At 36.4% G+C, this 25,240-nt stretch carries 10 protein-coding genes; all 10 read left to right on the top strand.

Features of this window, described 5'->3' with window-relative positions; all coding sequences use genetic code 11:
- Positions 1 to 45 precede the first annotated feature (45 nt).
- The 10 genes from AC07XN_RS00815 to AC07XN_RS00770 all read left to right on the top strand — a co-directional run bounded on the left by AC07XN_RS00815 (position 46) and on the right by AC07XN_RS00770 (position 25,119).
- Positions 46 to 2,424, top strand: a complete 2,379-nt coding sequence (locus AC07XN_RS00815; RefSeq protein WP_494741694.1) for an ABC transporter permease — start codon at positions 46 to 48, stop codon at positions 2,422 to 2,424.
- Positions 2,425 to 2,612: 188 nt separating this feature from the next.
- Positions 2,613 to 4,997 (top strand): ABC transporter permease, encoded by a 2,385-nt coding sequence (locus AC07XN_RS00810; protein ID WP_494741693.1) that lies wholly within the window; start codon positions 2,613 to 2,615, stop codon positions 4,995 to 4,997.
- Between the two features lie 105 nt (positions 4,998 to 5,102).
- Complete coding sequence (locus AC07XN_RS00805) at positions 5,103 to 7,463, top strand: ABC transporter permease (RefSeq protein WP_494741692.1); 2,361 nt, start codon at positions 5,103 to 5,105, stop codon at positions 7,461 to 7,463.
- Between the two features lie 172 nt (positions 7,464 to 7,635).
- Positions 7,636 to 10,020, top strand: coding sequence for an ABC transporter permease (locus AC07XN_RS00800; protein ID WP_494741691.1), 2,385 nt, complete (start codon positions 7,636 to 7,638; stop codon positions 10,018 to 10,020).
- Positions 10,021 to 10,126: 106 nt separating this feature from the next.
- Complete coding sequence (locus tag AC07XN_RS00795) at positions 10,127 to 12,511, top strand: ABC transporter permease (protein WP_494741690.1); 2,385 nt, start codon at positions 10,127 to 10,129, stop codon at positions 12,509 to 12,511.
- A gap of 159 nt (positions 12,512 to 12,670) precedes the next feature.
- Positions 12,671 to 15,142 (top strand): ABC transporter permease, encoded by a 2,472-nt coding sequence (locus tag AC07XN_RS00790; RefSeq protein WP_494741689.1) that lies wholly within the window; start codon positions 12,671 to 12,673, stop codon positions 15,140 to 15,142.
- A 156-nt stretch (positions 15,143 to 15,298) separates the two neighbouring features.
- Entirely contained in the window at positions 15,299 to 17,725 is a 2,427-nt protein-coding gene (locus AC07XN_RS00785) for an ABC transporter permease (protein ID WP_494741688.1), read from the top strand.
- Positions 17,726 to 17,815: 90 nt separating this feature from the next.
- On the top strand, positions 17,816 to 20,236 hold the full coding sequence (locus AC07XN_RS00780) for an ABC transporter permease (RefSeq protein WP_494741687.1): 2,421 nt from the start codon (positions 17,816 to 17,818) through the stop codon (positions 20,234 to 20,236).
- A 112-nt stretch (positions 20,237 to 20,348) separates the two neighbouring features.
- Positions 20,349 to 22,715, top strand: coding sequence for an ABC transporter permease (locus tag AC07XN_RS00775; RefSeq protein WP_494741686.1), 2,367 nt, complete (start codon positions 20,349 to 20,351; stop codon positions 22,713 to 22,715).
- A gap of 19 nt (positions 22,716 to 22,734) precedes the next feature.
- Complete coding sequence (locus tag AC07XN_RS00770) at positions 22,735 to 25,119, top strand: ABC transporter permease (RefSeq protein WP_494741685.1); 2,385 nt, start codon at positions 22,735 to 22,737, stop codon at positions 25,117 to 25,119.
- The last annotated feature ends 121 nt before the right edge of the window (positions 25,120 to 25,240 follow it).

Below are 25,240 nucleotides of genomic sequence, written 5' to 3'. Positions count from 1 at the left end.
AAAACCCCAAATCCTTTAGTCCTTTAGTCATCAATCCCTAAAACTATGTTACAAAATTATTTAAAAATAGCTTTAAGAACTTTGTTGAGAAACAAAGCATATTCTGCCATTAATATCATTGGGCTTTCTGTAGGGATGGCAGTAGCGATGTTGATTGGTCTGTGGATTTATGATGAAATTTCTTTTAATAAATACCATGAAAAATACGACCGTCTGGCACAAGTAATGCAAAACCAAACTTGGAATGGCGTAACAGGTTCGCAAACGGCTATGCCTTTGCCATTAGCTCCTGAGTTAAGAGCTAAATATGCTGGCGATTTCAAAAATGTGGTATTATCATCTTGGACTTTTGAGCACGTTATTGCTGTTGGTGATAAGAAATTCACTAAAACAGGGAATTTCGTAGAACCAAAATTCCCTGAGATGTTTACCTTGAAAATGTTGAAAGGTACACAGCAGGGCTTGAAAGACCCTTATAATATCCTTCTTTCGGAATCAGTAGCGATTGCTTTGTTTGGTAATACAGACCCTATCAATAAAGTAGTTAAGATTGATAATAAGACCGATGTAAAAGTAACAGGCGTTTATGAAGACCTACCTCATAATACGACTATGAACGACGTTACCTTTTTATTGCCTTGGAGTTTATACTTGGCTACAGCCGAATGGGTAAGAAATTCACAAGATCAATGGAATAATAATTCGTTTCAAACATTTGCGGAGTTGAATCCACAGGCTGATTTCGATAAAGTTTCTGCTAAAATTAAATATGTGAAGTTTAATCACGACAAGCAAGATGCAGCTAAACCAATGGTTTTCTTACACCCATTAAGTAAATGGCACTTATATTCAGAATTTAAAGATGGTAAAATCGTAGGTGGACGGATTCAGTTTGTGTGGTTGTTTGGCATTATTGGTATGTTTGTGCTTTTATTGGCTTGTATCAATTTCATGAATTTAAGTACAGCTCGTTCTGAAAAACGTGCTAAAGAAGTTGGGGTGCGTAAAGCTATTGGGTCAGCACGTTCGCAGTTAATTACTCAGTTCTTAAGTGAGTCATTATTGATTGTTGTTTTTGCTTTTATCCTTACTATTATTTTAGTACAACTTACGCTTCCTTGGTTCAATGAGTTATCAGATAAAAAGATGAACATCCTTTGGGGGAATCCATATTTCTGGATAATCAGTATTTCATTTTCACTGATTACAGGATTAGTTTCAGGAAGTTACCCAGCATTTTATTTATCATCTTTTGATCCTATTCATGTTTTAAAAGGAACTTTCCGTGTTGGTCGTTTTGCAGCAATTCCTCGTAAAGTATTAGTTGTTATTCAATTCACCGTTTCAGTTACTTTAATCATCGGAACCATTGTTGTTTATCGCCAAATTCAACATGCTAAAAATCGACCAGTTGGTTATAGTCGCGATGGATTGATTGCTATCAATATTAATACCCCTGAATTAGTAGGACATTATGATGCTTTAAGGAACGATTTATTAAAAACAGGTGCTGTTTACGAAATGGCTCAATCGTCAAGTCCGACCACTGGCGTATATTCTAATCAGATAGGTTTTGACTGGGAGAAAAAAGACCCTAATCTTCAAGCACTTTTTGGTATCATTGCTGTCTCGCACGACTATGGTAAAACAGTAGGTTGGCAGTTTGTAGAAGGGCGGGATTTTTCAAGAAATTTCGCTACAGACACCTCTGCAATGGTTTTGAATGAAGCAGCAGCGAAATTCATTGGTTTTAAAGAACCTGTTGGGAAAAATATTAAATGGAACGATAAAAATTATAGAATAACAGGTGTTATAAAAGATATGGTAATGGAATCACCTTACGAGCCTATTAAACCAACCATATTCTTTGTCAATTACGAGTGGGCTAACTTTTTCAATGTCAAGCTAAACCCTAAAATGAGTGCAACAGCCTCATTAGACAAGGTAGGTGAAGTATTCAGAAGATATAATCCAGGTAGTCCGTTTGATTATAAATTTGCCGACGAACAATATGCAAAGAAATTCAGTAGCGAAGAACGCATTGGTAAATTAGCGACTTTCTTTGCTTGTTTAGCCATCTTTATCAGTTGTTTAGGCATATTTGGTTTAGCTTCATTTACGGCAGAACAACGCACTAAGGAGATTGGCGTACGAAAAGTATTGGGTGCTTCGATATTCAATTTATGGCAATTACTTTCTAAAGACTTCGTGATTTTGGTGATGATTTCATTCTTAATAGCTACCCCAATTGCTTATTATTTCATGGATGGATGGTTGAAAAACTATGAATACCGTTCAGATATTTCATGGTGGATTTTTGGAATTTCAGGCTTGGGTGCATTGGTAATCACACTATTAACCGTAAGCTATCAAGCTGTAAAAGCCGCTTCGGCAAACCCTGTGAAGAGTTTAAGAACAGAGTAGAATAATATAGCGCTTTAAGTTTTACCCGCTGATATTGCAGATTAATATCGCTGATTTTCGCTGACAAATAGTATCTGCGAAAATCAGCGAAAAAAATCTCTGAAAATCAGCGGGTAAAAACGCTATATCTAAATCATAAAACTTTCAGCATCTTTCAATGATATTACCAACCTAAAACTTTGAAAACCATGTTCAGAAATTATCTAATAATAGCCTTCCGAAACCTTACTCGCAACAAGGTTTATTCGTTCATTAATATTGGTGGACTAGCAGTTGGTATGGCAGTAGCTATGCTAATTGGGCTTTGGATGTGGGATGAACTGAGCTTTGATACATATCATAAAAACCATGACCGCATTGCTAAAGTGATGCAACACATCAGCAATAATGGGGAAGTACAAACCAGAGAAAGCGTGCCATATCCTTTGGCAGAAGAACTTAGGAAAACCTATGGTAGTGACTTTAAGCATGTGGTGCTTTGTGAAAGCGATGTTTGGAATGTTTTAAGCTATGGGAATAATAAGTTTCTGAAAATAGGTAATTATTTTGAACCTGAAGGCATTGAAATGCTTGGGGTAAATATACTGAAAGGATCCCGTAAGGGTTTGAATGACCCTTATTCTATTATGTTATCAGCATCAGTAGCAAAAGCTCTTTTTGGTAATACTGACCCAATCAATAAAATTATTAAAATGGATAACCAGTATGCTGTAAAAGTTACTGGTGTTTACGAAGACTTTCCTAGTAATTCTAGTTTTCATTCGGTTTCATTCATTGCTCCATACAAATTATTTTACAATCGCTACACATGGGTTAAAACAATGTATGACCCTTGGAGAGCCAATGCATTCCAGATTTACGTTCAAATTGCAGATAAGGCTGATTTCGATAAAGTATCTTTTAGGATAAAAGACGCAAAACTAAAAAAGGTAAATGCAGAACTAGCTAAATTAAAACCAACGCTATTTCTACAACCAATGAGCAAATGGCACTTATATTCTGAGTTTAAAGACGGCTTTAACATTGGTGGACGCATTCAATATGTTTGGCTTTTCGGTATTATCGGCATATTTGTATTGCTTTTGGCGTGTATCAATTTCATGAATTTAAGTACTGCCAGAAGTGAAAAAAGAGCCAAAGAAGTAGGTGTTCGTAAAGCCATTGGTTCTGCCCGTAGCCAATTGATTTCACAGTTCTTTAGTGAATCATTTGTAGTGGTCACTTTTGCCTTTATCCTAGCGTTGTTTTTCGTTCAATTATGTTTACCGTTTTTCAATGAATTGGCCGATAAAAATATTACTATTTTATGGTCAAATCCTTTATTTTGGCTAGTAGGTATAAGTTTTAGCTTATTTACAGGACTAATAGCGGGTACTTATCCAGCCTTTTATTTATCATCATTTCAGCCCGTTAAAGTACTGAAAGGTTCTTTCAGAGTAGGTCGTTTTGCATCCATGCCACGCAAAGTGTTGGTAGTAATGCAGTTTACGGTATCAATCACTTTAATTATTGGTACAATCGTAATTTTTCGACAAATACAATATGCTAAAAATAGACCTATTGGTTATGAAACAAATGGATTGGTGTCTTTACCACAAGCGATTAATGAAATTCATAAACACTTTGATGTCGTAAAAGACGAATTATTAAAAACAGGAGCAGTTATTAGTCTTTGTGAAACGTCTGCTCCTACTACCGAAAATTGGTCATCTAGTACTGAGTTTAATTGGCCCGGAAAAGACCCCAATATACTAGCAGAAATTCCAAACATTGGTATTTCGTATGATTATGGTAAAACCATAGGTTGGCAAATGAAAGAAGGGCGGGATTTTTCCAAAAGCTTTTCATCAGACTCTACAGCATTGATTTTGAATGAGTCGGCTGTTAAATTAATGGGCTTAGCACAACCAATTGGTAAAACTATCTCGTGGTTTCAACAACCTTTTACGGTAATTGGAGTAGTAAAAGATGTAATCATACAATCGCCTTATGAACCAGTAAAACCTACTGTTTATACCTTTACAAAGGATGATGTAGCGTATATTCTTGCTAAAATAAATCCTGAAATAAGTGCGACTGTTGCTTTAAGTAGAATTGAATCTGTCTTTAAAAAGTATAACCCTTCACAACCATTTGATTACAATTTCGTAGATGAAGAATATGCCAAAAAATTCGATAATGAAGAACGTATCAGTAAACTAGCTACCTTCTTTGCTATTCTTGCCATATTTATTTCATGTTTAGGACTTTTTGGTTTGGCCTCATTTGTAGCCGAACAGCGTACCAAAGAAATTGGTATCAGAAAAGTGTTGGGTGCTACCGTCTTTAATTTATGGCAATTGCTATCAAAAGATTTTGTAGTGTTAGTATTACTCGCCTTTATAATTGCCACACCTCTCTCCTATTATTTTATGAATAATTGGATTCAAAATTATGCTTATCACACAGACATTTCTTGGTGGATATTTGCTGTAACTGGTCTTGGAGCATTACTAATCACTTTGTTGACCGTCAGTTTTCAATCAATTAAGTCTGCCTTGATGAATCCAGTAAAAAGCTTGAGAACAGAATAAAAGGAGTGTCATTAGATGTTTTGTAATTCTCTAACAAAAATCCTAAAGTCATAAAGTCCAGCATCCTAAAGTCCATAATCTTAAAATCCTAAAGTCACAAAAATCATGTTCAATAATTATCTAAAAATCGCATTCCGTAATTTGCTGAGAAACAAGGTTTTTTCAGTGATTAATATTCTTGGATTAGCCCTTGGTATGACTTGTAGCCTAATGATTATGCTTTGGGTTCAGGATGAACGAAGTGTTGATGCATTTCATGCTAATAAAAACCAATTGTATAGAATTTACATGAAGGAATTTTTTAGTGGAAAAACGCAAGGAGTAATCTGGACACCCGGACCATTAGCAGAAGAATTAAAAAGAGTAATTCCTGAAATTCAAATGTCAACCGCTTTTTCTTGGCCTAGTAGCCAAACATTTATGGTGGGCGACAAAGTGAATAAACAAGAAACCAACGTAGCTGGAGCAGACTTTTTTAAAATGTTTAGCTTCAAACTATTACAAGGAAGTCCAGCGTCTGCATTAAAAGACCTGAATAGCCTTGCTATTTCGAGAAAAATGGCTGAAATCTTTTTTGGTAGTCCAGAAGCAGCTATTGGCAAAACAATCCGTTATGATAATCGCAACGATTTAGTTATTACGGCTGTTTTTGAAAACCTACCGAAAAATAGCACCTTGAAGTTTGATTGTTTACGTAGCTGGGATGCTTACGTTATTGATAATGAATGGGCCAAAGATTGGGGCAGTACAGACCCACTGACTTTTTTTATGATTCGACCAGATGCTAATCCTACGCTAGTAGCCAATAAGATTAAGCATGTACTAGATAAATATAGAAAGGGTTTGGATAAAACCGAATTGGCCATGCAGCCTTTTCATGAATACTATTTGAATAGCAATTTCAAAAATGCTGAAATGGAAGGTGGACGCATTGAATACGTTCGTTTATTTAGCATTGTGGCAGTGTTTATTCTATTAATTGCCTGTATCAATTTCATGAACTTGGCAACGGCACGTTCGGCAAAAAGAGCCAAAGAAGTTGGCGTACGTAAAGTAGTGGGGGCTGTTCGCACTGCGCTAATCAAGCAATTTATCGGCGAGGCTATGTTGCTTACTATTTTTGCGATTACTATTGCTATATTACTTGTTACGCTATTATTGCCTTCTTTCAATAGTCTTACTGGCAAAGAAATCGTTTTACCTATCAATGAAATTTCATTCTGGAGTTTATTAATAGGGCTAACTTTTATCACGGGTATTGTCGCTGGTAGTTATCCAGCATTCTTCCTGTCGTCTCTCAACCCTATTAAAGTATTAAAAGGTACGTTGAAATTCGACTCAGCATCTACTTGGTTAAGACAAGGCTTGGTTGTTTTTCAATTCTCACTTTCTATCATTTTGGTGATAGGCATGATTGTAATCTATCGCCAAATAGATTATATCCAACACAAAAACTTAGGGTTTAACCGTGAAAACTTGCTCTATTTTCCTGTGGAGGGCAATCTGAATAAGAAATATAATATTCTAAAAGAAGAAATCTCCCACCTATCTAGCATCAAATATATGTCTCACATGACTGCCAATCCCGCAGGTATTGGGGATGGTACAGAGGCCATCAGTTGGCCAGGCAGTAATCCTAATGATAAAATAAGGTTTACGCCAGTGGGTGTTGGCTACGATTTTGCCAAAACGATGAATCTTCAAGTGATAGCAGGCAGAGAATACTCAAAAGATTTTGCATCAGATTCATTAGGCTTTATCATCAACGAAACGGCACAAAAAGCAATGGGTTTTAAAAACCCTGTTGGCGAATCAGTTACTTGGGGCAGAGCAAAAGGTAGAATTATTGGGGTGGTGAAAGATTTTCACTTTCAATCTTTACACACACCTATCAGACCTATGATTACTTACCTAAGCGATAGATACAAGCAAGGCAACATCATTGTGCGTGTAGAAGCGGGCAAAACATCAGAAGCCATTGCACAATTGGAAGCGTTATGTAAAAAACTAAATCCAGAATATCCATTTACTTATTATTTCACCGACGAAGAATACGCCAAACAATACAGAAGCGAGCAAGTAGTAAGTACTTTATCTAGCCTGTTTGCTTTCTTGGCTATTTTTATTTCAAGCCTTGGACTTTTTGGGTTAGCGGCTTTTATAGCAGAACAGCGCACGAAGGAAATCGGTATCAGAAAAGTATTGGGAGCGTCTGTACTGAGCCTTGTAAACCTTCTTTCAAAAGACTTTTTGAAACTGGTGTTATTAGCGTTTTTAATATCCGCACCACTTGCTTGGTATGTATCTAGCAACTGGCTGCAAGGCTTTGCTTATAGAACTGAAATCTCGTGGTGGATTTTTGCTGTAGCTGGTGCATTGGCATTATTGGTTGCCATATTAACGGTGAGTATTCAGGCAATTAAAGCGGCTTTGATGAATCCTGTAAAGAGTTTAAAGACAGAATGATTTTGAGTTTTGAGTGAGGAGTTTTGAGCAGTGTAGAGTTTTTTTACCCGCAGATATAGCAGATAAATACCGCAGATTTACACTGATAAAATTCCAACCCCAAAATGACATATTTAACGCTGAATCTATTTAAAACATTTTAATCGCCTCAGAAAACTAAATTTTGAAAATCATGCTAAAAAATTATTTAAAAATCGCATTAAGGACTTTGCTTAGACACAAGGTTTATTCTTTTATCAACATTGCAGGTTTGGCAACAGGGATGGCAGTTGCCATGCTCATTGGGCTTTGGATTTGGGACGAGCTTTCTTATGATAAATATCATCAGCATTACGACCGTATCGCTCAAGTAATGCAACATAATATTTATAATGGCGAAAAAGCTACTCAGCAATCTAACCCTGCGGTGATGGCTGAAGAGATTCGTAGTCATTATGGAAGTGATTTTAAATATGTGTTACAGTCTTCATGGACATCAGACCATATCTTGACTTTTGGAGAAAAGAAGCTCACTAAAAGTGGCAACTACTTTGAACCAAAAGTAACGGAGATGCTTACGCTGAAAATGTTGAAAGGTACCAGAGAAGGATTGAAAGAACCTTATTCAATACTGCTATCTGAGTCTGTCGCAAAAGCATACTTTGGCGATACAGACCCGATGGAAAAATTGATGAAGATTGATAATAAAACAAGTGTAAAAGTGACGGGGGTTTATGAAGACCTGCCTTATAATTCAAGCTTTAGAGACATGAGTTATATTTTACCGTGGGAGTTATACTTGATTACCAACGATTGGATTAAAAAGATGGATAATCCTTGGGGAAGTAATTTTACACAGACGTTTGCGGAATTGGCAGATAATGCAGATTTCGATAAGGTTTCAAAGAAAATCATCAATGTAAAATTCAATAACCTTGGTAAAGAAGAAAAACGATACAAACCTGAGGTTTTTCTTCAACCAATGAGCAACTGGCATTTGTATTCAGACTTTAAAAATGGGGTAAATATTGGTGGAAGAATACAGTTCGTTTGGCTATTTGGCATTATCGGCATCTTTGTATTATTGTTGGCGTGTATCAATTTCATGAATTTGAGTACTGCCCGTTCAGAAAAAAGAGCCAAAGAAGTAGGTGTCCGTAAGGCTATTGGTTCAGCTCGTGCACAGTTGATTGCACAATTTCTTAGCGAATCATTATTAGTGGTAGCTTTTGCATTTGGGTTATCGATACTTTTGGTACAGCTATTTTTGCCGTTCTTTAACGAAGTGGCCGACAAAAAGATGAATATTTTGTGGACTAACCCTTTTTTCTGGTTGACAGGTATCTTCTTTACTTTAATCACAGGCTTGATTGCAGGTAGTTATCCAGCCCTCTATTTATCTTCTTTCCAACCTGTAAAAGTATTAAAAGGAACTTTCAAGGTAGGTCGCTATGCTACCATTCCTCGTAAAGTATTAGTAGTTATTCAGTTTACTGTTTCTGTTACTTTAATTATCGGAACCATCATCGTATTTCGACAAATAGAACATGCTAAAAATCGCCCAATTGGTTATAATCGCGACGGACTAATTATTATGAATATGGCAACACCTGATATTCATGACCATTTTGAGACTGTCCGTAGTGAACTAAAAAGCTCGGGGGCGATTGTTGAAATGACAGAATCTGGAAGCCCTACTACTGAAGTATGGAACACAAATGGCGGTTTTGAATGGGAAGGGAAAGACCCAAATCTAGCGGTTGATTTTCCTAATAATGGTGTAACCTATGAATATGGGAAAACAATTGGATGGCAATTTGTGGATGGTAGAGATTTCTCCAGAGAATATGCTACTGACTCTTTGGCATTTGTACTAAACCAAGCGGCTGTGAAATTTATAGGATTGAAAAATCCAATTGGCACAACCTTGAAATGGAATGGCAAACCATTTAAAATAGTGGGCGTCATTAAAGATATGGTGGTTCAGTCACCTTATCAGCCTGTTAGACCATCGTTATTCCACATCTCAAAAGATCAGGAAAATGTAATCATTCTGAAAATTAACCCCAACTCAAGTTCAAGAGAAGCATTGAGTAAAATAGAAACGGTGTTCAGAAAATATAATCCTGCGGCACCTTTTGAATACAAATTTGTGGATGACCAATACGCTAGGAAATTCGGTAATGAAGAACGCATTGGAAAGTTGGCTACCTTCTTTGCTATTCTTGCTATTTTCATTAGTTGCTTAGGGATTTTTGGCTTGGCATCTTTCACCGCAGAACAACGGACGAAAGAAATTGGTGTCAGAAAAGTATTAGGAGCTTCTGTATTTAATTTATGGCAATTGTTATCTAAAGACTTTGTGGTTTTGGTGATGATTTCCATCTTGATAGCTAGCCCTATTTCATATTTCTTTATGAACAATTGGATTGAGAAATATAATTATCGCACAGATATTTCATGGTGGATTTTCGGACTGTCTGGCTTAGGAGCCTTGGTGATAACATTGGCGACAGTAAGTTACCAAGCCATCAAAGCTGCCTCTGCCAATCCAGTTAAAAGTCTGAGAACAGAATAAAGGGAGTGTAGAGTTTTGAGTTAGGAATGAGGAGTATTTTTTACCGAAACCCAATTTTTTTTAGTCTTTTAGTCCTAAAGTCATTAATCTTAAAACCTCAAAAGTCATGCTAAAGAATCATCTTAAAATAGCCCTCAGGACATTGCTAAGACATAAAAATTATACCCTAATTAATGTCGTGGGATTATCGCTTGGTTTAACAGGAGGTTTATTGATTTTTGTGTTTGTAAAATTCAATTTAAGTGTTGATGGGTACCATAAAAACTTTGATAATATTTATAGGGTAGTAAGTGATTTACAATTCAGTAAAGACCATCTTGAACACGGTAATGGTAGCCCCTACCCAATGGTGAAAGCCATTCAGAATGATATACCAGAAGTACAAAAGGCATCATTTATCGCCAAAAATATGTCTTATACCGTTGGTATTCCTAAAAGTACAACTCAGATAGATCGTTACTTAGAAAAAACAGGCATTGCTTATACTGATAAAAATTGGTTTGATATTTTCGATTACCAATGGATTGCTGGTAACCCATTGGTAATGAATGAACCTAACACTGTTGTTCTGACTAAAAAACTAGCGAAAAAATACTTTGGGGATGAAAATCCAATGGGTAAAATCGTTCAGCTTAATAATAAATTCACCCTGAAAGTAGCTGGTGTTGTAAACGATTATCCAGAAAATACGGATAATAAAATGGATATGTTTATCTCTATGGAGTCATTTAAAACCATAGAGCCAAAGCAGAATATTGAAGATTGGGGATGGATAGATTCCAATAAAGAAGTTTTTGTTTTGTTAAAAAACAATGTTGCTTCCGCTGATTTTGACCGTAAAATGATAGCGTTTTCTAAAAAATATCATGGCGCAGATGCCAACGTTTTTAAGCACCATCTTCAACCTTTGAGTGATATTCACTTTAATCCGTTGTACAGAGGCATTATCAGGATAGAAACCATTTGGACTTTAGTAATCATTGGTTTGTTTTTGGTTATCACAGCTTGTATCAACTTTGTGAATTTGGCGACAGCCCAAGCCTTAAAGAGAAATAAGGAAGTAGGTATCCGAAAACTACTTGGCAGTAAACGTAGCCACCTATTTTGGCAATTCATTGCCGAAATAGCCTTAATTGTTAGTTCATCTTTGGTTTTAGCCATTGCACTTACACAACAATTCTTACCCGTTTTAAATGAATGGACACATACGAATCTTACATTTACTATTGACTACCAATTAGTTAGTTTTTTGGCTTTACTTTTCATATTAGTTATTTTATTATCTGGCTTTTATCCAGCCTTTGTATTATCAGGTTTTAATGTTACCAAGGCTTTGAAGGGTAACAATACCAATCAACAAATTGCAGGTTTTCCCATAAGGAGAAGCTTAGTTGTCGTTCAATTTACCCTTTCACAATTATTAATCATCGGAACATTTGTGGTTTTTCAACAAATGGATTTTTTCAAAAATGCAGACCTAGGGTTCAACAAAGAAGCACTTTTAATCATTCCTGTTTTTGGAGAAAGACATTACCAAACAGATGTGTTATTGAATAAACTTCGCCAAGACCCTGATGTAAAAAATGTTAGTTTTTGCTTTCGTCCGCCTGCGGATAATAGTGGTTATGGAGGTTCTATAAGGTATGCGGGTAGAGATTGGGAAGCCTTCCCAGCTCGCTCTAAGCTTGCAGATACTAATTTCCTATCAACCTTTGGTATTAACCTGATAGCTGGTAGAAACATTATCGGAAGTGATACCATCCGCGAATTTTTAATCAATGAAGAACTAGTAGCCCGACTTGGTATTAAAGATGTAAACGAAGTAATAGGGAAAGAAATAGAAGTGGGAGAATTTGGCATAAAAGCACCCATCGTAGGTGTTGTCAGGAGCTTTCATCAACGCTCGTTTCATGAGAAAATCGAACCCTTGGTGATTGGTATGCAAAAGAATAGCTTTCAGTTTGCTGGCGTAAAACTAAGTGGACAAGTGACGAGTGATAAAATTGATAAAATTAAAGCTATTTGGCAAAGTGTTTATCCTGAAAATGTATTCGAGTTTTCATTCATGGATGAAAGAATAGCGAAGTTTTACGAGCAAGAAACCATGATTTCTAAACTCCTGAATGTCTTTGCTTTGCTTGTTATTTTTATTGGTTGCTTGGGTTTATATGGCTTGGTAGCATTTATGGCAGAAACTAAAACGAAAGAAATTGGTATCCGAAAAGTTTTAGGAGCCTCTGTCCCACAAATATTATGGCTATTCGGTAAAGAGTTTGCAAAACTGGTCATCATTGCCTTTTTGATAGCCTCGCCTGTTGCATGGCTATCGGCGAATCAATGGTTACAGAATTTTGCTTATAGAATTAATATCAACATTGACATTTTTGTGGTTTCATTCTTTGTTACACTACTTTTTGCAACAATAACGGTGAGTTATGAAGCCACAAAATCAGCCTTGATGAATCCCGTAAAAAGCCTGAGAACTGAATAAATGAAGTTTGGAGTTTTGAATGCGGAGTGAAGGATATTTTTTTACCTAAGCTCAAAACGCTTTAGCCTTTTAGTCCTAAAGTCATTAATGCTACTATCTTAAAAATCGTAAATTCTAAAGTCTTTTGTCTTATTTCTAAAATCTTAAAGTCTAAAAATTATGTTCAACAGTTACTTAAAAATCGCTTTGAGAATCTTGTTTAGAAACAAGCTCTATTCCTTGGTTAATATTCTGGGCTTAGCTATTGGCGTAAGTGCGTGCTTGGTGATTTACCTGTTGGTAAGCTTTGAATTGAGTTTTGAAAACTTTCACCCCGACCGTGAACGGATTTACAGAATTACCTCTGGATTTAAAAATCAAGATGGCAAGTCCTTCTTTAATGCAGGTTTATCTGCCCCTATGCCTGAATCTATCTTACAGGAAGTACCAGGCATTGAATACCTAACGGCTTGTCATGTTTGGGAGTCTAAAGTAACAGTACCAAACGATAAAAACGACAATAAAAATTTGCCTAAAACATGGAAAAGCAATAATGCTGAAATATTAATTTGTCAGCCCCAATACTTTAACATTTTTAATTACGAATGGTTAGAAGGTAATCAAAAAACGGCTCTTCAAACACCTAATGAGGTAATATTAACAAAAAATGAAGCCGAAAAATATTTTGGTAAAATTCCTTTACAACAGGTTTTAGGGAAGCAATTATACTTTAATGACTCTTTGGTTACAACCGTAACAGGGATTGTAAAAGAATTGCCTGATAATTCTGATTTTAAATTTAAAGTTTTTATTTCCTTTAAAAGCATAGAGACAAAAAACTGGAGAAAGGAATTTCAATTGGACGAATGGACCAATACAAATTCTAGTTCAATGGCCTTTGTAAAACTTAGTCAGAATACCACAGCAGGAAATATCAATGCCAAGTTTCCGACTTTCCTAAAAAAGCATCTTGACCAAAAAGACGAATGGAATATTGGTCGTACCCTTAGTTTACAAGCTTTGTCGGATATTCATTTCAATGCTGAATTCGGTGATAATTTTTCCCGTCAAGTACATTTACCAACACTTTACGCCTTGCTAGGTATCGCAGTATTTTTACTATTGATTGCCGCTATCAATTTTGTCAATTTAGCCACAGCCCAATCTATCACACGTGTAAAAGAAATTGGGGTACGCAAAGTGTTGGGTAGCAATCGTAAAAGCTTGATTATACAGTTTCTATGCGAGACACTCATCATTACTACCTTAGCGGTATTGCTGTCTGTTTTGTTTGTAGAACCCATCCTTTGGATATTTGAAGATTTCGTACCTAAAGAACTGCATTTTAATATTTTAGACCCAAACACTATTGCTTTTTTAATACTCATTACCGTCGTAACCTGTGTTTTATCGGGCTTATACCCTGCTTGGATTATTTCATCCTACCAGCCTGTATCATCTTTAAAAAATCAGGTAGTGAATGGTCAAAGTCGAACGGCATTCCTCCGCAAAGCATTGATTACGTTTCAGTTTACGGCATCGCAAGTTTTTATTTTAGGCACAATCATCGTCGCTACGCAATCTAAGTTTATGATTAATAAAGACTTAGGCTTTAAGAAAGATGCTATCATTAATTTTTATAGCGATTGGCACGATACAGAAAGTAACAAGAAGAATGTATTGATTCAAAAGCTAAAACAAATTCCTGAAGTAGAAATGGTTAGTCTCGGTGATAAACCAGCCAAAAATGGATACTCTACCAACAGGGTTACCTATAGAAATGGGAAAAAAGAAGTTAAGCTAGATGTTCACAGACGCTCTGTTGATGCCAATTATATCCCAATGTATGGCTTGAAAATCATCGCTGGAAGAAATCTTACTACTAGCGATACCGCCAAAGAATTTGTGATTAACGAAAGCTATGCAAAAGCGTTGGGCTTCAATAATCCTGAACAAGCCATTGGTCAATTTTTGATTTATTCAGGAGGAAAGGGGGATATCAATTTACCAATCGTAGGAGTAGTAGCTGATTTTCATTTACAACCCTTGCACAAGGCTATTCAGCCCTTATACATGATGTCGGAGAATAAATATGAAACGGCCTTCAACGTGAAAGTGCGTAGCAAAGGACAATCTTCTACTGATTTCAAGGCTGTATTAGCCAAAATACAAAAGGTTTATAAGGAAGTATATCCAAATAGCTATGAAGAATTTAGTCCTACTTTCTTTGATGAAAGTATTGCCAAATTCTATGAAAAAGAAGAACGCTTTGCGAAAATATTAAATACTGCTACAGGCATTGCTATCCTGATTTCATGCATGGGTTTATTCGGCTTAGTAGCCTTTACGACTCAACAACGCACGAAAGAAATCGGTATCAGAAAAGTATTAGGAGCATCAGTAAGCCAGATTGTGAAGTTATTATCAAAAGACTTCTTGAAGTTGGTCATCCTAGGCATTGTAATAGCCTCGCCAATTGCCTATTGGGCAATGAATAAATGGCTACAAGATTTTGCTTATCGAGTAGACATCAGTTGGTGGATTTTTGCTTTGGCAGCCATTGCTTCAATCATCATCGCCTTGATTTCGGTAAGCTACCAGTCAATCAAAGCAGCCTTGATGAATCCTGTAAAGAGTTTACGAGCAGAATGAATGGAGTGCGGAATTTGGAGTGAGGAGTTTGGAATGCGGAGTGAAGAGTAATTTTTCACCGAAATCCAAAATCTTTTAGTCCTAAATTCTAAAAATCCTAAAATCACAAATACTAAAGTCTAAAATCTAGTGTCTAAAATCTTAAAGTCATAACTCATGTTTAAAAATCATCTTAAAATAGCTTTGAGAGTCTTGTTCAGAAACAAGGTTTACTCATTCATTAATATTGCGGGGTTGGCTTTAGGAATTTCTGCCTTTCTGTTGATTTTAGAATATGTAAGTTTGGAAAGAAGCGTGAATCAATTTCATGCTAATTTACCCAATATGTATCGCCTACTGAACCAGAATAATAAAGGCGAAACATGGGCGCAAGTAGAACCAGGCTGGGCAACCAAAGCCAAAGAGCGCCTTCCAGAAATTAAAGAATATTGCAGAGTAGCAGATGGAGTGGCGCAAGGCATTGTAAAAAATGAATCAAAGAACGTCTCGTTTAGAGAGAAAAACATTGGCTATGCCGAAGGCAATTTCTTTTCCTTTTTTAGCTTTCCTCTTCTCAAAGGTTCGGCTAGTGAATTGAACAAACCTGATGTAATTTTCATGGCTGAGTCGGCCGCTAAAAAGTATTTTGATAAAGCAGATCCTATCGGGCAAACACTTACTTTATATAACCAATTTGGCAAAAAAGATTATGTCGTAAAAGGCGTCTTTGCTGACATGGGCGATAATTCGGATATAAAGTTAGATTTAGTACTTTCTTTAGAAACCCTAAAAAATCCAGCCAATTTAAATGGAAACGATTGGGCAAGTATTGATAATTTAGACTCACAATATATTGACACGTATTTTTTGCTCAATCAAAAAACTGATTATTTGGCACTTGAAGGTAAATTAAACACCCTTAGAAAAGAATTGAGTAAAGAAAACGATGCTACTAATTTCAGACTTCACCCCTTTTCTGAAATACATTTAGCCAGTAGTTTTTCAGACACTTATCAGCACTATGGTAATGTAAAGTATGTATTTATCCTTAGTGGAATAGCGTTCCTTATTTTGGTGATAGCATGGTTCAACTATATCAACCTTAGCACAGCCAATGCCCTAAAAAGAGCTAACGAAGTAGGCGTACGAAAAGTAATCGGTGCTACTAGAAGCAACCTAGTACTCCAATTTTTAGGGGAATCGATGTTAGTTAATTTGTTTGCATTCGTGGGGGCTATATTTCTGGTTACTTTATTACAACCCTTTTTCAATCAGACAATTCAGAAAGAACTTTCTTTAACAACACTCCTCTCCTCCTCGCTTTGGATAATAGGCTTAGGTTTGTTAGTGATAGGGTCTATTGGTTCGGGTGTTTATACTGCTTTTGGTCTGGCTAATTTTAAATTGATAGAAACGCTCAAAGGCAAACTACACAAATCGACCAAGGGAATATTCTTGAGGAAATCATTGGTAGTGACACAGTTCAGTATCTCCATTGCCCTAATCATTGTTACGATTATTGTTTTCAGTCAATTGAAACACATGCAAAACCAAGATTTAGGTATGAATATCAAGCAATTGTTAGTCATAAAAGGCCCAGAAATTGGTAAAGATAGTACTTATAAAAGCCGAGTAAGTGCCTTTGAAACCGATATTGCCCAACAAAGCTTTGTGACAGACTATTGCACGAGCGGAAGCGTACCTAGTAACTGGTATAATTTTACGACAGTTGGTTTCACTTCGGCAAAATCAAAAGCAGGTGATGAACAGAAGGCCTATTCGTTTGTCATCATCGGTAATAACTTTTTGAAAACTTATCAGATTCCTTTAAAGGCTGGACGCAATTTTACTGCTAAAGAATGTGATGTTGATTGGAGTGATAATAGCAAAGTACTTTTGAACGAAAAAGCAATTGAACAACTAGGCTTTAAGTCGGCGACAGAGGCTGTAAACGCTAAAATCAAATGGGACGAACGTTACCTTGAAGTGATTGGAGTAGTGAAAGACTATCATCATAAAAGCTTACAAACAGCTATCGACCCGATGATTTTTTACCCTCAGAATAATTCTTCGTATTTAACGGTAAAATTGTCTGGAGAAAATATGACCTCAAAGGTAGCTACATTAGAAAACATATTCAAAAGTCATTTTTCGGGCAATCCATTTGAGTTTTTCTTTATGGATGACAATTTCAATAAGCAGTATGAAACCGAGAGCCAATACAGCACCTTGTTCACCACAGCTTCTGTGTGGGCTATTTTCATTGCCTGTATGGGTCTTTTTGGATTAGCTACTTTCACAGTAGAATCGCGTACCAAAGAAATTGGTATTCGTAAAATTTTGGGTGCATCCGTATTGAGTATTGTACAATTGTTATCAAAAGATTTTTTGATACTTGTATTTATCGCTATCGTCATTGCATGCCCGATTGCCTATTATTTCATGCAACAATGGCTACAAGATTTTGCGAGTAGAATAACCATTGAATGGTGGTATTTTGTAGTAGCAGGTGCTTTAGCTTTGGGAATTGCCTTGCTAACTGTTGGATACCAAGCCATCAAATCAGCCTTAATGAATCCAGTTAAAAGTTTGAGAACAGAATAAATGAGTGAAGAGTTTAGAATGCGGAGTGAGGAGTATTTTTTTACTGAAATCCAAAATCCTTTAGTCATTTAGTCCTAAAGTCATATAATCATGATACAAAATTATTTAAAAATCGCTATTCGTAATTTGCTTAGAAACAAGACTTTCTCAGCAATTAATGTCGTAGGCTTGGCTCTAGGAATTGCTACTTGCCTTATCATCATGCTCTTTGTTTATGATGAATTAAGCTATGATCGATTTAATGAAAAAGCCGACAGAATATATCGTGTTGTTTTTAAAGCCTCTATCAATGATGGAAAAATCAATGAAGCCAATGTGATGCCCCCAACAGCACAAGTATTGAAAAACGACTACCCTGAAGTCTTAGATGCTACTCGTTTACGCACCAGTGGTTCGCCTGAAATCGTGTATCACGACAAGAAATTCAAAGAAAACTCTTTTGCTTCTGTAGATGCCAATTTCTTCCAAGTATTTACTTTGCCTCTTTTGAAGGGTGATGCTAAAACGGCTTTGGTTCAACCCAATACGGCTGTCATCACAAAGGAATTAGCCAAAAAATATTTCGGTAACGAAGACCCTATCGGCAAGGTACTATTTATCAAAAGTTGGAATGAGAATTATAAAATAACAGGACTTATCGATAAAGTACCGCATAATTCGCACTTCCATTTTGATATTTTTGGCTCTATGGCAAGTGTAAAAGATGCAAAGATTGATTCATGGATGACCTCAGGATTCTTCACATATTTGGTGCTACCAGAAGGGTATGATTATAAAAAACTAGAAGCCAAATTGCCCCAAGTCATTAAAAAATACATGGGGCCTCAAATCCAAGTAGCCATGGGTATGAGCCTTTCGCAGTTTTTACAGAAGGGCAATCAGCTTGGACTTTTCCTTCAACCCTTAATCAGTATTCACTTAGACGCTGGTTATACTGGTAGCATAGAAGCCAGCGGAAACATTCAATATGTTTATATTTTCGGAGCGATTGCGATATTTATGTTACTCATCGCTTGTATCAATTTCATGAACCTTTCTACGGCTGGAGCTTCCAAACGTGCCAAAGAAGTAGGCGTTCGTAAAGTATTGGGTTCTGTAAAACAAGATTTGATTACCCAGTTTTTATTTGAATCGGTACTTTTAAGCATCGTTGCCCTTTTACTTTCTTTGATGTTGGTACAATTAGCATTGCCAATTTTCAATGATTTAGCCGAAAAAGATTTACAATTAGATTTCCTCAAAAACCCTCTCCTACTTCTTGCTTTTTTACTTTTTGGTTTATTGGTTGGCGTTTTGGCAGGCAGTTATCCAGCTTTTTTCCTTTCTTCTTTCAATCCTGTGGAAGTACTGAAAGGCAAATTCAAATTGGCAGGAAAAAGTATCAGTCTGAGAAGTGGTTTGGTAGTTTTTCAATTCTTTATTTCTATTGCTCTAATCATTGGTACAACGGTGGTATATCAGCAAATTAAGTTTATTCAAAGTAAAGATTTAGGCTATGCCAAAGACCAATTACTCATCATCCGAAATACTTGGTCGATGGGGAAAAATGAAGAAGTATTTCGTCAGCAAATTTTACAAGACCCAAGAGTATTGAGCGTAACCAGTGCTGGTTATTTACCAGCCGGACCGAGTGATTCAAATAATTCTCTGGGCTATCCTGACGGCGATGATTCGCAAATAATGCGAACGTTGGAGTACAAAATCGACGACCAGTATATTCCAACGATGGGTATGAAAATCATTGCTGGACGGAATTTCTCTAAAGATTTTGCAACGGATTCTACCGCAATGATTATCAACGAAACAGCAGCAAAGGCCTTCGGTTGGGGTAAAAATGCCGTTGGACATACCATTACTCGCCTAAAAAATAACGAAGGCTTGAAAATTACGTATAGAATCATTGGCGTTGTGAAGGATTTTCACTTTAAATCGCTCCACGAAAGTATCACACCTTTGTTGATGGTTTCTGAAAAAACTTATGGTTTAACCATCAAAGTAAAAGGCAAAGATGTAGAAGGTTTGTTGGCTTCATTGAAAAATCAATGGCAAAAGTTTAATACAGAAGAGCCTTTTGCCTATTCTTTCATGGACGAGTTATTTGAAAAAACGTATCAGAGCGAACAGAAAATAAGTGTCATTTTAAGTATTTTCTCAGGACTGACCATTTTTGTGGCATGTTTAGGATTATTTGGCTTAGCCACTTTCACAGCTGAACAGCGTACTAAAGAAATTGGGGTTCGCAAGGTGCTAGGTGCTTCGGTACAACAAATCGTAACCTTACTTTCTAAAGAGTTCCTCAAATTGGTATTAGTAGCCTGCTGTTTAGCTTTTCCGATAGGATATTGGCTCATGGACAAGTGGCTACAAGATTTTGCATATCGGATTGATATAAACGCATGGGTATTTGTATTGGCAGGAGTATTAGCTGTCCTCATTGCTTTGTTGACTATTAGTTATCAAGCGATTAAAGCTGCCTTGGCGAATCCCGTAAAAAGTTTACGAACAGAATGATTTGAATTGGGAGTTTTGAATGCAGCGTGAGGAGTATTTTCATTAAAACTCAAAATCCCAAATCTAAAATCCTACAGTCATTTAGTCCTGAAATCTTTAAATCATAAATATCATGCTACAAAACTATCTAAAAATAGCCCTTAGGAATTTATGGCGTAATAAACTGTATTCAATCTTGAATATTGGTGGACTGGCTACGGGTTTAGCTGCCGCCATGCTGATTTTACTTTTTGTTTCGCATGAATTTAGCTACGACCAATTTCACGAAAAAGGTAATAGAATTTATAGAATATTATCGGTGAGTAAATACGGTGAACAAACTGTTCAGTTTACAGCGATGAATGCGAAGTTGGGTGAATTATTAAAAGAAGCTAACCCTGAAGTAGAAGAGTTTATTAGAATAAACAATGAAAGGAATGTCACTTTCAAAAATGCGCTTCATCCTGAAATCAAATTCAAAGAAGAATCGCTTTCATTCGTTGACCCTGCTTTTTTCAAAGTGTTTACTTTTAAAACCTTACAAGGCAATGATAAATCATTCTTGAACAATCCTTTCAGTTTGGTCATCTCAGAGAAGGTTGCTAAAAAATATTTTGGGAATGAAAACCCTATCGGAAAAACGTTATTGCTAGAAGGCAAACAAGTTTTCACAGTGACGGGTGTTATGGCTCAAATGCCTTCTAATTCAACTTTTCAGTTTGAATTAATTACTCCTATATCTACTTTTCCCAAATTAGATGCCTCTAAGCTATCAATTTGGGAGCGTGCGGGTTCGTTTGAAACCTTTTTATTATTGAATAAACAGCAGTCTGTCTCTAAAGTAGAAAAGACGATTATTAAAGCGGGTAAACTATCAGGAGGATTTGATGAAACGGCGACCTATTCACTTGAACAATTTGATAAACTTCATAACGGAAGCAATTTTTCGGATAAAGCAAACACAAAATTTGCCTTGATTTTTTCGGGCATAGCGATATTAATCCTAGTACTAGCATTGTTCAACTACATGAGCCTGACAACCGCCAGAGCCACGATTAGAGCAAAGGAAGTTGGCATCAGAAAAGTAGTTGGTGCCGAACGCCTAGGCTTAGTAAAACAATTTTATGTAGAAGCCTTTATTTATTGTTTATGTTCTTTTGTACTAGCCTTCCTTTTATTAGAAATACTACGCCAGCCCTTTTACGATATTTTGGGTTTAGAGGTAGATACCTCTTTTATGAAAAGCCCTCTTTTTATAGGCTTACTGTTATCAATATTTGTATTAAGTATTCTATTATCTGGAAGTTACACCTCGCTTTTTCTCTCAAGATTCAGTCCTATAGAAGTCCTAAAAGGTAAGTTTTCAAGTCAACAAAGTGGAGCAGTCGTTCGTAAGGGGTTTTTAATTTTTCAATTCTCTGTTTCTGTAGTGCTTATCATCTGCACCTTGGTTGTACAACAACAACTAGATTTTATGCGAAACATGGATTTAGGACTCACCAAAGACCAAGTTTTGGTATTACCTATTGAAGAAAGTGCCTCTTCAAAAATCGCATTATTCAACAACGAACTCAAGCAAATAAGTGGTGTAAAAAGTGTTTCAACCGTTTCAACGCCCTTGTATAAAGGCGTAAATGCATGGTTCACCAAATCATTGGTTTCTAAGAAGGAAGTAACTTTATTTGCTATCAGTACCGACGAAAATTTCTTTAATACTGTTGATTTGAAATGGCTGAAAGCACCTATTGACAATAAAAACTTAACAGCAAAAGTCTATCTAAACGAAGTAGCTGTAAAACAAATGGAGTTGGGTGATAATCCTGTAGGAAAATCTGTGAACCTCGGAAGTGGTACAACCATAGTCGGTGGTATCATGAAAGATTTTCACTATAATGGTGTCAAATCAAAAATAGAAGCATTGATGATTTCAGTACCTGCCCCCAATCCTGCTGAAACATTATCTGGTTGTATCTATCTGCGGTTAGACTCAAAAACCGATGTGCAAGCAAAAGTGGCACAAGTGCAAAACATCTACGAAAAATACCAAAGCGAGAAGCCCTTTGAATTTTATTTCCTAGATGAAGCATTTCAAAAGACATTCAGTGATGAAGTACGTATGTCAAAGATGTTTTTCAGCTTCACTAGTATCGCTATTCTGATAGCTTGTTTAGGTCTTTTTGGATTAATTACGTTTTTGGCAGAGCAAAAAGACAAAGAAATCGGTATCAGAAAAGTATTAGGTGCCAACATCAGGAATATTGTATTCCTCCTTTCTAAAGACTTCCTAGGGCTTGTTATCATTGCCAACTTCATAGCCATTCCATTGGCTTGGTGGGCTATGCAAAAATGGTTGCAAGACTTTGTCTTTAGAATATCCCTGACTTGGGAAACCTTTCTGTTGGCAAGTTTAACCAGTATGGCGTTAGCCTTCGCTACAGTAAGTTATCAAGCGTTGAAATCAGCAGTGGCGAATCCTATCAAGAGCCTCCGCAATGAATAAAAACTAACCCATTAAAGCGATGTTACAAAACTATTTAAAAATAGCTATCCGAAACCTCCGACGCAATAAGGTGTTTTCGTTTATCAATATTGCAGGATTGAGCATTGGCTTGGCCTGTTGTATGTTAATCGTGCTTTATACCAAAGACGAAGTCAGTTACGACCGTTTCCATAAAAATGTCAATCAGATTTATAGAATTACCTCTACTGAAACTGCTCCAGATGGTAAAGTACAAAAATTTGGGATTACAGGCATGATGCCTGGCCCTAGTTTTAAAGAGCAATTGCCCGAGATTGAAAACTACGTCCGTATGCAAGGCGAAAGCTATAATATCAAAAAAGGCAATGATATTCTGGTACAAGATGCCATGAAGGTGGATAGTTCTTTCTTCACCATTTTCACTTTTGACTTTGCAGAAGGTTCTGCTAAAACGGCGTTAAAAGACCCACAATCTGTCGTGATTTCGGAGGAAGTTGCCGAAAAGTATTTTGAAAAACAGTCCGCTTTAGGCAAAACATTGTCTATTAATTACGATGATACATTCCAAGATTTTACCGTAGGTGCTGTTACCAAAAAGACCCCACAGAATTCATCTATCAAGATTGATTTATTGATGCCCTATCACCGCGATAAAACGCATGATGACCAATGGATAAATTTTTATTTAAACACGATAGTAACCTTAAAACCTTTTGCTAACCCAAAGACCTTAGAAGCAAAATTTGCCAGTATTTATGCGCGTGAAGCAAAAGGGCAATTGATTGAAGCGAAAGAAAAATGGAATTACCAAAGTACCATACAATATGGATTGCAACCCTTTTTAGATGTTCACCTTTCTACTGAGTTCAGAGCAGCTAATGGACTAAGAGACGAAAGTAATCCCATGTATTCGTATGTGCTAATTGGGTTGGCTATTTTTCTATTGTTGATTGCCTGTATCAATTTTGTAAACCTAACAGTAGCTCGTTCAGTAAAAAGAAGTAAGGAAATCGGCATCCGAAAAGTAGTAGGTGGCGACCGCAAACAACTTATCTGGCAATTCATGGGCGAATCATTTGTCTTGAGCCTCATTGCCTTTCTTTTAGCCATCGTTTTGGTAGAACTAACCTTACCTATCTTCAATGGCTTATCAAACAAAGCATTGTCATTGAAATACCTTTTTGATGTTCAACTGATTGCTGCTTATTTTTGCTTGTTCCTCCTCACAGGATTTTTGGCGGGTATTTATCCTGCGTTGGTATTATCAAGCTTTAGTCCTGTCGATACACTATATGGTCGTTTTAAGCTTTCGAAGGGTAGTTTCTTACAAAAAAGTCTTGTAGTTTTTCAGTTTTCGTTAGCAGCTTTTATGATGATGGCTACCTTGATTCTATACGCTCAATTTGATTTTTTAGTCAAACAGGATTTAGGGTATAAAGACGATAATATCGTAGAATTGTCAACTGGCAGAATGACCTACACCGAAACGCAGACCTTTAAGCAAGAATTGTTAAAAAATCCAGCTATTGAAAACGTAGCACCACGTCAAGGTGGCTTTTGGAATACGATTGCCAGAGTCAATGGAAAAAAAGATATGGTTTTTGCCTTTGATATTGTTGACCAAGATTACCTGCCTACCTTACAAATACCGATGGTACAAGGCAGAAATTTCTCAAAAGATTTTCCTTCAGATACCGCACAAGCCATTTTGGTCAATGAAGCATTTGTAAAAGAAGCGGGCTGGAAAAACCCAATCGGACAAACGGTTGATTTCTTTTCACGCAATAGGAAGTTTCAAGTAATAGGCGTAGTGAAAGACTATCATTTTTCGTCTTTATACGAAACCATCAAGCCTCAACTATTCACTAGCAATCCAGAGATGAGTCAGTATGCGCAACTGAATATCAAAATTAAGCCAAGCAATACGCCTGCTAGTTTAAAATACATCGAAAAGGTATTTAAAAAATTACGCCCTACGCAACCGTATATCTATGAATTTAAAGACCAAATCAACCAGAAACAGTATGAGAAAGAAGCAAAATGGAAGCAAATCATTAGCTTTTCGGCTATCTTAATCATGTTTATTTCTTGTATTGGTCTTTTTGGTTTAGCCACGCTTTCTGCCGAAAAACGCACCAAAGAAATAGGTATCAGAAAAGTACTTGGTGCAAGTGCTTTAGCCATCGTATCTATGCTAACCAAAGACTTTTTGAAATTAGTGTTTGTGTCGGTAGTACTAGCATTTCCATTAGCTTGGTGGTCTGCCAGTAAATTCTTAGAAAGTTACCCATACCGAATCAACATTGGTGGCTGGATGTTCGCATTGGTGTTAGTTCTTTTAGTATGTATTACGATATTAACGATCAGCTACCAAGCCTTTAAATCTGCCTTAGCAAATCCTGTAAATAGTTTAAGGTCTGAATAAAAGAGGCTAAATATTTTGTTCAAAACCGCACAAGAAGTGTCCGAAAACGGACACTTCTTTTTTTGTAAAAATACATAATCTACTGAAAATCAAACAGATAATTTTTTGGTTATGTTTTTGA

It is taken from the genome of Arcicella sp. GW458-12-2-14-TSB2 (assembly GCF_059423785.1).
This window is presented reverse-complemented; position numbering and strand designations above follow the sequence as displayed.